This window comes from Flexivirga sp. (assembly GCF_051955415.1).
Classification (GTDB): domain Bacteria; phylum Actinomycetota; class Actinomycetes; order Actinomycetales; family Dermatophilaceae; genus Flexivirga.
The window spans coordinates 1-10,478 of sequence record NZ_JBQCGS010000085.1; the positions used below are offsets into that span (position 1 = coordinate 1).

At 70.1% G+C, this 10,478-nt stretch carries 9 protein-coding genes; 3 read left to right on the forward strand and 6 right to left on the reverse strand.

The window, feature by feature from the left end; genetic code table 11:
• Positions 1-69 precede the first annotated feature (69 nt).
• Together ACTHL4_RS14660 and ACTHL4_RS14665 are read right to left on the reverse strand one after the other, a co-directional pair.
• Positions 70-753 (reverse strand): winged helix-turn-helix domain-containing protein, encoded by a 684-nt coding sequence (locus ACTHL4_RS14660; protein WP_440283503.1) that lies wholly within the window; start codon positions 751-753, stop codon positions 70-72.
• A complete protein-coding gene (locus ACTHL4_RS14665) occupies positions 750-1,934 on the reverse strand; it encodes a sensor histidine kinase (RefSeq protein WP_440283509.1) in 1,185 nt (394 codons plus the stop codon). The genes ACTHL4_RS14660 and ACTHL4_RS14665 overlap by 4 nt, the downstream gene beginning before the upstream one ends.
• 232 nt (positions 1,935-2,166) lie before the next feature.
• On the opposite strand from ACTHL4_RS14665, the gene phoU reads away from it, so the two are divergent.
• Complete coding sequence (phoU, locus tag ACTHL4_RS14670) at positions 2,167-2,832, forward strand: phosphate signaling complex protein PhoU (RefSeq protein WP_440283504.1); 666 nt, start codon at positions 2,167-2,169, stop codon at positions 2,830-2,832.
• A gap of 138 nt (positions 2,833-2,970) precedes the next feature.
• Here the strand turns inward: phoU and ACTHL4_RS14675 are convergent, their stop codons facing one another.
• The 3 genes from ACTHL4_RS14675 to mshA form a co-directional block, all read right to left on the reverse strand.
• On the reverse strand, positions 2,971-3,714 hold the full coding sequence (locus ACTHL4_RS14675; protein WP_440283505.1) for a phosphoglyceromutase: 744 nt from the start codon (positions 3,712-3,714) through the stop codon (positions 2,971-2,973).
• A 78-nt stretch (positions 3,715-3,792) separates the two neighbouring features.
• Positions 3,793-4,302: a YbjN domain-containing protein gene (locus tag ACTHL4_RS14680; protein WP_440283506.1), complete on the reverse strand. Its 510-nt coding sequence runs from the start codon at positions 4,300-4,302 to the stop codon at positions 3,793-3,795.
• A 22-nt stretch (positions 4,303-4,324) separates the two neighbouring features.
• A complete protein-coding gene (gene mshA / locus ACTHL4_RS14685) occupies positions 4,325-5,602 on the reverse strand; it encodes a D-inositol-3-phosphate glycosyltransferase (protein WP_440283510.1) in 1,278 nt (425 codons plus the stop codon).
• A gap of 82 nt (positions 5,603-5,684) precedes the next feature.
• Here mshA and ACTHL4_RS14690 point away from each other — a divergent pair, with 82 nt between their 5' ends.
• On the forward strand, positions 5,685-6,476 hold the full coding sequence (locus ACTHL4_RS14690) for a class I SAM-dependent methyltransferase (RefSeq protein ID WP_440283511.1): 792 nt from the start codon (positions 5,685-5,687) through the stop codon (positions 6,474-6,476).
• Between the two features lie 57 nt (positions 6,477-6,533).
• A complete protein-coding gene (locus tag ACTHL4_RS14695; RefSeq protein WP_440283507.1) occupies positions 6,534-9,713 on the forward strand; it encodes a BTAD domain-containing putative transcriptional regulator in 3,180 nt (1,059 codons plus the stop codon).
• Between the two features lie 23 nt (positions 9,714-9,736).
• Here ACTHL4_RS14695 and ACTHL4_RS14700 read toward each other — a convergent pair.
• On the reverse strand, positions 9,737-10,478 hold a 742-nt coding region (locus ACTHL4_RS14700; protein ID WP_440283508.1), incomplete at its 5' end, for a peptidase inhibitor family I36 protein.

Below are 10,478 nucleotides of genomic sequence, written 5' to 3' on the forward strand. Positions count from 1 at the left end.
CCCCCCCCCGGGTCGGTTTCTCCTCCCGCGCCGGTCCGTCGAGCCAGCGGCTGCGGGACCGGCCGATGCTCAGGCCGTGTCGAACTTGTAGCCCAGGCCGCGGACGGTCTGGATGTGCTGCGGATTGCCCGGGTCGGCTTCGATCTTGGCGCGCAGCCGTTTGATGTGCACGTCGAGCGTCTTGGTGTCCCCGACGTAGTCACTGCCCCAGATGCGGTCGATCAGTTGCGCGCGGGTCAGCACGCGTCCGGTGTTGCGCAGCAACAGCTCCAACAGCTCGAACTCCTTCAGCGGCAAGGAGATCGGTTCACCCGACACCACCACGGTATGACGTTCGACGTCCATCCGGACCGGTCCGCCCTCGAGCGTCGGGGGCAGCAGTTCCTCCGCGTCCTGGCCCCTTCGCAGGACCGCCTTGACCCGCGCCAGCAGTTCACGTGCCGAGTACGGCTTGGTGACGTAGTCGTCGGCACCGAGCTCGAGACCGACGACCTTGTCGACCTCGCTGTCCTTGGCCGTGAGCATGATGACCGGGACCGTCGACTTCTGTCGCAGCACCCGGCACACGTCGACGCCCGACATGCCCGGCAGCATGAGGTCCAGCAACACCAGATCCGCTCCGCTGCGGTCGAACTCCAGCAGCGCGTCCGGACCGGTCTCGGCCAGGGCGACCTCGTAACCCTCCTTCCCGAGCATGTAGGTCAGCGGGTCGGAGATCGAAACTTCGTCCTCGACCACGAGGATGCGCGTCATGGGGTGACCTTCCGTGTCGTCTGTGGCTGGGTATGACGGGGTGGTGATGCGGGACTGTGCGGCGGCGCCGGCCGGGCCGCGGGAAGCCGGACGGTGAAGGTCGACCCCTGGCCCGGTTCGGACCAGACGGTGACATCTCCGCCGTGGTTGGCGCACACGTGTTTGACGATCGCCAGCCCCAGGCCGGTGCCTCCGGTGCGCCGCGATCGTGCCGCGTCGACCCGGTAGAACCGCTCGAAGATCCGGTCGATCTCGCCGGGTGGTATGCCGGCACCCTGGTCCTTGACCAGCACCGTGACGAAGTCGGCGCCGGGTTCCACGGTGATCCCGACCCGGGTGCCGCCGTCGGAGTAGTTGACGGCGTTCTCCACCAGGTTGCGCAGCGCGGTGGTGAGCAGGTTGGCGTCGCCATACACCTGCGCCGGGACGGCGGGGTCGCCCCATGCCGTCCCGATGGCGATGTTCTTGTCGTCGGCCAGCACCTGCAGGTGCGCGACGGCGTCCTCCACGCAGTCGCGCAGGTCGACCAGCACCGGCTCGTCCAGCGCGTCATCGGCCTGCAGGCGCGACAGATCGACGATCTCCTGCACCAGTCGAGCCAGCCGGGTGGTCTCCACCTGCATCCGGCCGGCGAAGCGGTGCACCGCCACGCTGTCGTCGCGCGCCTCGTCCACCGCCTCCGCCAGCAGCGTCAGCCCGCTCACCGGCGTCTTGAGCTCGTGGGAGACGTTGACGACGAAGTCGCGGCGGATCTCCTCGACCCGCCTGGCCTGCGTGCGGTCGTCGATCAGCACCAGGACGTGGCGGGCACGCAGCCGCGCGACCCGGACGGCGAGGATGAGCTGGGCGCTGCCCAGCGGGCCGCGGGCCAGCTCGAGTTCGACCTCACGCACCTGCCCGTCCCGGCGGACCTCGCGGGCCAGCTCGAGCAGGCGCGCATGGGCGAGTTCGGTGTCGCGCACCAGGCCCAGCGCCCCGGCACTCGGGCTGGACCGCACGACCTTGTCCGAAGCGTCGAGCACGACCACCACCGAGCGCAGGGCGTCCAGGACGTCGCTCGCAGCAGGAGCCAACGGGGAGATCGGCGCCGCCGCCGGCGCCGGCCGGGCACGGCCCCGCAGCAGCACACCGATGCCGACACCGGCGATCAACGCCACCACGGCGGCAACGACTGCGACCATCACGGCGACCAATGTACGCACCTGGGACACCCGCTTTTCACCTCAGCGGCGCTGTATGACGGCTGTCCGCCGAGCGTTCATCTGGGCGTCCCGTCGTGTTCACCGATGACTGGGATGGTCCACCGTGGACGGACCTACCGGAGGGCAGCAGCGGGCCCCGTGACATGCCCGCCAGTAGAGTCCGGACCGACCGATCCGACCCCACCTTCTCCGGACAAGGACTCACGTTCCGATGCGCGACGCATTCCACGACGATCTCGACAAGGTGTCCGACGACCTGGTCGAGATGACCACGATGGTCGGTGCGGCGATGCGCCGCGCGACCACCGCACTGCTGGGCACCGACCTGCCGACGGCCGAGAGCGTGATCGCCGCCGACGACGACATCGACGCGCTGCGGCGCGAGGTGGACGATCGAGCGGTCGACCTGCTGGCCCGTCAGCAACCGGTCGCCACCGACCTGCGCATGGTGGTGACCGCGATGCACATGGCCAGCGACATCGAACGGATGGGTGACCTGGCCCGGCACGTGGCCAAGGCGGCCCGCCGCCGCTACCCCGACTGTGCCGTGCCGGACAGCCTGCACGGCACCGTGCGCGAGATGGCGGACGTCGCGGAGCGCCTGGTCAGCGCCACCGGCCGGGCGATCGCGAACAAGGACGTCCACGGAGCCGTCGAGATCGAGTCGATCGACGACCAGATGGACCAACTGCACCGGAGGATCTTCGGCGAGTTGCTCGACCGCACGTGGCAGCACGGCACGGAAGCGGCGGTCGACACCACCCTGATCAGCCGCTACTACGAACGTTTCGGCGACCACGCCGTCGCCGTCGCCGACCGCATCGTCTACCTCGTCACTGGCCGCTACGGCAACCAGGACGAAGGTCTGCAGCGCTGAGGCCGGCGTCATACGGGGACGTCCCGAACACGTGCACAACCGGCAACGGTCGCCGATTAGGCGCACATCCGCGACCGGATGGCGTGCACAACCGGCAACGGTCGCCGATTAGGCGCCCGCCGACGATTCAATGACGGCTCAACGGCCCTGGTTGGCGACGGCTTCGGCGGCCGCCTTCGCCGCGACCGGGTCGAGGTATTCGCCGCCGCGCACGGTCGGCTGCAGGTCCTCGTCCAGGCGGTAGACGAGCGGCTGACCGGTCGGGATGTTCAGGCCCACGATGTCGTCGTCGCTGATGCCGTCGAGGTGCTTGACCAGCGCCCGCAGCGAGTTGCCGTGCGCGGCGACGAGCACCGTCCTGCCATCCCGCAGGTCCGGGACGATCGCCTGCTCCCAATAGGGCAGGAACCGCGCGATGACGTCCTTGAGGCACTCGGTCGCCGGCAGTTCGTCGCCGAGGTCGGCATACCGCGGGTCGCCCGCCTGGCTGAACTCGCTGCCCTGCTCGATGGGCGGCGGCGGCACGTCGAACGAGCGGCGCCAGGTCATGAACTGCTCCTCGCCGAACTGCTCCAGCGTGGCCTTCTTGTCCTTGCCCTGCAGCGCGCCGTAGTGGCGTTCGTTGAGCCGCCAGCTGCGGCGCACCGGGATCCAGTGCCGGTCGGCGGTGTCGAGCGCGAGCGCGGCCGTCGAGATGGCTCGACGCAACAACGAGGTGTGCACGACGTCCGGAAGCACACCACCGTCGGCGATGAGCTGCCCCCCGTGCACGGCCTCGGCGCGACCCTTGTCGCTCAGCGGCACGTCGACCCAGCCGGTGAAGAGGTTCTTGGCGTTCCACTCGGACTCGCCGTGACGAAGCAGCACCAGGGTGTATGTCATGCCGAACCCCTCCCTCGTCGGGTCTCGCCATGCCCTGTGCTCTCTGGTCGCTCGCTGCGCTCGCTCATGCGCGCCAGTCTAGGAGCGGTCGGTCTCGTCGGCGTCGTGGTCCAGGAGTTGGCGGAACGCCTCGAGGTTGCGGGTGGATTCGCCCCGGCTGATGCGCCAGTCCCATTCCTTCTGCATCGATGTGCGGAAACCGATGACCAGCAACTCGTTGAAGACCTCGTCGGCAGCCTCCAGGACGATGCCGAACAGGGTGTCGAGGTATGCCGCATCGACCGCCGCGACCGGCGTGCGGGAGACGACGAAGACGTCACCGTGCTGGTCGGTCGCGTAGGCGATGCCCGGTCGGCGCAGGTTGCGCCGCAGCAGGTACCGGTAGAAATCGGCGTGGTTCTCGTCCGGGTGCCGTATGACGAAAGCCGTTGCGAGCAGGGCGGTTTCGCCGACGAGGAGGGACAGCACCGTCTTCAGCTTGCGTTCCCCCGGCAGAGTGACGACGAATTCGCCGTCACGGGCGCCGAGCTCCCACTCGACCTCGGTCTCGGTGAGGTAGTGCTCGACGGTCTGCTGGATGTCGGTCATCTGCTGGCCTTTCAGGCGTCGGTCACGGGATGGGCGCGGACGGGACACCGGCGAAGCTCGGCGTGCCCAGATCGGGTGGCTCCTCGACGACGGAGCGGCAGGCGTGGCGGTAGACCTCGAGCAACCGTTCGCTGGTGGCGTCCCAGCCGAAGGCGGCGGCGTGCTCGACCGCCGTGCCGGCCAGCGCCCTGCGGACCGGTTCGTCGGCCAACAGGTCACCCAGTGCGGTCGCCCAGTCGTCCGGATCATGCCCGTCGACCAGTCGTCCGGCACCACCGACCGCGTCAGGCAGGCCGCCCACGTCGGCCGCCAGCACCGGCGTGCCGCACGCCTCGGCTTCCAGGGCCACGAGACCGAACGACTCCGAATGGGACGGCACCGCAAGCAGATCCGCGGCGCGGTACCACTGCGCCAGGTCCGCCCGGCTGACCGGCGGCACGAACTGCACCACGTCGGCGATGCCCAGTTGCCGGGCCAGTTGCTGCAGGCCGCGCGGCTTGTCCAGCCCGGTGCCGCTCGGGCCGCCCAGGACGGCCACCACCAGCCGGTCCCGACGCGCCGGGTCACGTTCGAGCAGCTTCGCCACCGCGCGCAGCAGCACGTCGGGGGCCTTCAGCGGCTGTATCCGGCCGACGAAGAGCACCACCTCGGCGTCCTCGGGCAGGCACACCGCCGACCGCGCAGCGGCGGTGTCCCCCGGTGTGAAGATGTCCAGATCGACGCCGGGAGAGACGACTTCGACCAGCTCGGGATCCGCGTCATACAGCTCCACGAGCTCGCGGGCCTCCCGCGGCGTGTTGGCGACCAGCAGGCTCGCCGCGCGGACGACCTGCTCCTCACCGATCTCACGCCCGGTGGGTTCGGGGCGGTCGTCGGCCGCCAGCGACGCGTTCTTGACCCTGGCCATCGTGTGCATCGTGTGCACCAACGGCACGTCCCACCGGTCGGCAGCCAGCCAGCCCACCTGCCCGCTGAGCCAGTAATGCGAATGCACCAGGTCGTAGTGCCCCTCCGGACTGGCCGCGACGTGCCGCATCACGCCCGCGGCGAAGGCGCACAGCTGACCGGGCAGGTCGTTCTTGGCCAGGCCCTCGTAGGGTCCGGCGTCGATGTGCCGCACCAGCACCCCGGGCGCCAGCTGCACGGTCTCGGCCAGCGCGGCAGACGTGCGACGGGTGAAGATCTCCACCTCGATCCCGAGCCGTCCCAAGCGTTTTGCGGTCTCGACCACATAGACGTTGAGGCCGCCGGCATCGCCGGTGCCCGGCTGATCCAGGGGTGAGGTGTGCACGCTGATCATCGCGACCCGGCGCACCGGGCACGGCCGGTCGGGAGCTGTCGTCACTCGCCCAGTCTCGCACCCCTATCCTTGCGCGGTGCGAGTGGAACGTCCGGTGGGATCCATCACCCGCGGCACCACCGCACCCAACCGGCTGCGTCGCTGTGACCGCTGGCTGCTCGGCACCCAGTCGCGGCTGCTGCGTCGCCCGGCCGAACCGCCGTTGCTGGTCGACCTCGGGTACGGCGCCAATCCGCGCACCGCGGTGGAGCTGCACCAACGCGTGCGCGACCTGCGTGCCGACGCACGAGTGGTGGGTGTCGAGATCGACCCGGCCAGGGTCGCGGCCGCCGCTCCGTTCACTGCAGACGGGTTGTCTTTCGTTCGAGGCGGTTTCGAGATCCCGGTCGCGGGCAGCGCCACCGTCGTCCGGGCGTTCAACGTGCTGCGTCAGTATGACGAGCGGGAGGTCCCGGCGGCGTGGCGGCGCCTCCAGGACCGCCTGCACCCGCACGGGCTGCTCATCGACGGCACCTGCAACGAGATCGGACGCGTGATGACCTGGGTCACCCTGGACCGCTGCGGCCCACGGTCGTTGAGCCTGTCCCTGCACCTGCGCGACCTGGCGACCCCGAGCGTCGTCGCCGAACGACTGCCCAAGGCGCTGATCCACCGCAACGTGCCGGGCGAGCCGATCCATGACTTCCTGCGCGCTCTCGACCTCGCCTGGGCCAAGGCCGGTCCGCACGCGTCATACGGCGCCCGGCAGCGGTTCCTCGCAACGGCAACCGCGTTGCGCGCCGACGGGTGGCCGTTGCTGGACGGTCCGGCACGCTGGCGGCTGGGCGAACTGACGGTCGCCTGGGCGGCCGTCGCTCCCCGAGCCGCAGCATGACAAATCCGCACCTGCGGAACCGACACCGTCCCGGTACGTCGGATTACCGTGACTGCCATGCGTACTGCAGGGGACTGCGCCCACCTTCGCGTGCTGGGTCAGGTCGAACTCCTGTGCGGCTCCGCGCCTCTGCCGCTCAGTCAGCTGGAGCGCTCGCTACTGGCCCGCGTCGCCATGTGCCCGGACGGCGGATCGGTGGCCGCGGACTCACTCGTGCCGTGGATCTGGGGTGACGACCCACCGTCATCGGCGCGGAACCGCGTGCAGGCGCTCGTGTCCGGGCTGCGCCGCAAGGGCCGCGAACGCGCCCTGCTGGAGACGACCAAGACCGGATACCGGCTCGTGGACGGCGTGCGGTCAGACCGCGCCGCATGGCATGAGCTGATCGCGGGAGGCACGGACGACGCCGACCGGTGGGGCCGCCTCAGCGCGGCGATCGAGCTGTTCGCCGGGCCGCCGCTGCAGAACATACCGCTCACCGACGAGGTGCACCTGGCGCAGGAGACGCTCATCGGCGAGCGGCTGGCCGTCATCGAGGAATGCAACGAGATCGCCATCCGGCTGGGCGAATTGCGTGGCCTGACAACGCGGTTGACCGCTCTCGTGCAGGATCAGCCGTTCCACGAGACGTTCGCCGCGCAGCTGATGCGCGTCCTCGCTGCCACCGGCCGGCAGGAGGAGGCGTTGCGCGTCTACCGGGACATCTACCGGCGGCTGGACCAGGAGCTCGGCGTCGCGCCGTCCGAAGTGCTGCGCACCGCGCATCACGACGTGCTCCACAGCGCCGACCCGGCGGCCGGAGCAGCGTCCGCCACCGAACCACCGGACCGGCCGCGCCAGGCCGTCGGGACGGGCCCGGGCAGGGAGGCAGCGTCCGCACCAGCAGCGCCACCACCGGCCACGACCGACGCACCCGCGACCACGCACACCGCGGGCGTCGCGCAGTTGCCGGTGCCACGCACGCTGCCCCGGGACCCGTCCCATTTCGTCGGCCGGGACCAGGAGATCCGCCACATCCGGTGCGCCGCCGAACGCGCCGGCGAGGAGGCCGTGCTCGTCACCATCACCGGGCTGACCGGTGTCGGTAAGAGCGCGCTGGCCATCCGAGCTGCCCGCAACGTGCAGGACGGCTTCCCCGACGGGACGCTGTATGCCGACCTCGGCAACACCGACGGACTGGACGTGTCGGGCATCCTCGGCTCCTTCCTGCGACTGCTCGGTGTCCGGACCCGCGCCATACCCGAGGACGTGACCGCGCGCATCGGCCTCTTCCGGTCGATCCTGGAGGAACGCCGCGTCGTCATCGTGATCGACAACCTGCCGGAGGTCACCGCACGGATCGCCGACGCACTGGAGCAGATCCTGCCCGTGTCCGCGGGGTCGATGGCGATCGTGACGTCGCGCGGCATCGACACCGAGGTGGAGGACTGGTCCTCGATCCGGTTGCGGTCCTTGCAGATCGACGATGCCCGGGTGCTGCTCGCTGCGCTCATCGGCGACGACCGTGTCGCAGCCGACGTCGACGGGGCGACCGCGCTGCTCAACGCCACCGGCCGGCTGCCGCTGGCCATCCGCCTCGTGGCCGGACGGCTCGCACACCGGCCGGACCGACAGTTCGGGCCGATGGCGCAACGGCTGCTGTCCAGCTCGACCGGTGGCCGGGATGCGCTGGACGGCCTGCGCAAGAGTGTCCAGCTGGTGTGGGAACGTCGTACCGAGGGCGAACAGCAGGCGATCTCGCTGCTGGCGCATCTGCCGCTCAGCGGCCTCAGCGGCTGGATGCCCGGAACGATCCTGCACGACGAGGACACCGGGGACGACCTGGTCGAGACGCTGCTGGCGACCAACCTGATCGAACCGGTCGAACGCGACAACGAGACCACGACCTACCGGCTGCACAGTCTGGTCGCGCAGTTCGCCCGCGCCGCCCGGCCGGTCGACGAGGCCATACAGCACGTGGCGCTCACCGACCTGGGACGCGAACTGCTGCGCCGCGCCGCCGGATTCCATGACGCCTTCCACCGGCGCTTCGTACCCACGCCACCGCCGATGCCGGACGAGCCGGCGGGCACCGTCCCGCCTCGGTGGTCCTCCCCCTCCCCGCCGCGCACCGGTGTCGCCGCGGCACGAGCCTTCTTCCGGGCCGACGGACGAGCGATGCTGACCGTCGCCGAAGCCGTGGCCGGCACATTGCCGGAGCTGTCCTGGCGCCTGTTGGTCGCCGCCGCCAACGCGCAACACACCTTCGCCGGCCATGGCAGCTGGCTGGGCATCGCCTCGACGGTCCGCGAGCGCCTGGACTCCGCCTCCTCCGACCAGCAGCTCGGCCGTGCCTTGCTGCAGCTCGCCGAGGCGTGGCATCGGCAGGATCTGCGCTCGGAGTCCCGGGCCGCGCTCACCGCAGCCAGCGGTGCGCGCAAGGCGTTGACCCTGCTGGGCGCCAACCGGGCCGCCGCAGCCGCCGACATCGTCACCGCCCAGGCGGCGCTGTCCCTGGGCCGGCGGCCCGAGGTGGAGGCGGCGCTGTCCCGCGCCGAGGGTCTGCTGGCCGGCGGCGAGGACCCGACCTACGCCGGGTGGGCCAGCACGGTGCGCGGCGTGCTGCACAACGACTACGACGAACTCGCCGCCGCCGAGCAGGAGTTGATGCGTGCCCGGGAGCTGCTGGCGACCGACGGTGACCGGATCGCTTATGCCACCGCCACCATCGAGCTCGCCCGGGTCAGCTGGCGCCAGCACCACCTGGGCTCGGTCAACGTGCTGCTCACCGAAGTGACCACCTTGCTGCAGGATCTGGGTGAGCAGCATCTGCTGTCCTACGCGCTCGACGCGCGCTCGGAGATGAGCTACCAGCTCGGTCGCGACGCGGACGCCCTGCACGAGGCGGACGTCGTATGGCGCCGCGCTGTCGACTCCCAGGACCTCTTCCTCGCCGCACGCGCCCGGCGCACCCGGGCCCGCGCGCTCGCCGCGCTCGGACGGCTCGACGAGGCGGAGCAGGAGTTGCGCGAGAGCATCGAGGAGTGCACCGCGCTGGACCGGCCGCTCAGCGTCGCCGCGGCCATGCACGACCTGTCGGTGGTGCTGGCCAAGCAGGGCCAGCACGCCGCCGCCGGGGAACTGCGACGGCAGGAACGCGCCGCCCGCGCGTCGGCCGATCTGGCCGCGCGCGAGGAGTTCGACAAGGCGTTCGGCCGGCAGCTGGAGGACGTCGCTGGTCCGGCGTCCTCCAGCTGAATCATGCCGACCGACAGCGCTTTTCAGGAGGACAGCTTGCTGTAGTGGAACGGTTTGAACGTGCCGTAGCCCGCGTAGTACGGGTAGGGGTTCACCCGATGCACGGCACCGTGACTGCCGCTCTCCTCATAGGCCCAGTAGGACGTGTGCGCGGTGTTCGCCCACTTCTCGAAGATCACCACGTGGCCCTGGCTGCCGGCAGTGGAGTTCAGCAGCACGTCGCCCTTGCGCAGCGCGGACTTGCTGATGTACCTGCCGTAGTTGGGCATTCCCGCAGTCGTCGTGCCCGGCTTGGCCAGTCCCCATGCCATGGACACGTAACCGGAGCAGTCCTCCCGGTAACCCTGGTAGTAGTGCGTCTGGCTGTAGGGGACGCCGGCGTCGACCCAGACCTTGGCGCGGGAGATCACCGTCGCGCCGCTGACCGTGCCGGAGATGGCGCCGATGTGGTGCGCCGCGTTGTTGTTCTTCAACGTGGCGTTCAGATTCCCCTTCACCCCAGCACCGAACGACTGCTTCGCCCCGGCATACCCGCTGTTGTAATAGACGTAAACCGTCTTGCCCGTGCGATTCCACACCGACGCCGCCTGATTCTTCACACACAAGCCCTGACCGGCCCCAGCACCCTTGAACTCATAACAACCCGGCTGCGTCGCACCATAATCCGAGATCGAGGTGTTGAAGTCCGAGACCGAACCCGCCTCGTTCGAGTTGTAGTACAAACAGAACTCGCCGGACTCGCACACCCCATTGCGCGCCGTCGCC

Excerpts from the sequence above, each read along its gene's own strand:
- ACTHL4_RS14675 (WP_440283505.1), bottom strand. The coding sequence starts at position 3,714 with ATGACATACACCCTGGTGCTGCTTCGTCACGGCGAGTCCGAGTGGAAC.
- mshA (WP_440283510.1), bottom strand. The coding sequence starts at position 5,602 with ATGATCAGCGTGCACACCTCACCCCTGGATCAGCCGGGCACCGGCGAT.
- ACTHL4_RS14665 (WP_440283509.1), bottom strand. The coding sequence starts at position 1,934 with ATGGTCGCAGTCGTTGCCGCCGTGGTGGCGTTGATCGCCGGTGTCGGC.
- ACTHL4_RS14695 (WP_440283507.1), top strand. The coding sequence starts at position 6,534 with ATGCGTACTGCAGGGGACTGCGCCCACCTTCGCGTGCTGGGTCAGGTC.
- ACTHL4_RS14680 (WP_440283506.1), bottom strand. The coding sequence starts at position 4,302 with ATGACCGACATCCAGCAGACCGTCGAGCACTACCTCACCGAGACCGAG.
- ACTHL4_RS14660 (WP_440283503.1), bottom strand. The coding sequence starts at position 753 with ATGACGCGCATCCTCGTGGTCGAGGACGAAGTTTCGATCTCCGACCCG.
- phoU (WP_440283504.1), top strand. The coding sequence starts at position 2,167 with ATGCGCGACGCATTCCACGACGATCTCGACAAGGTGTCCGACGACCTG.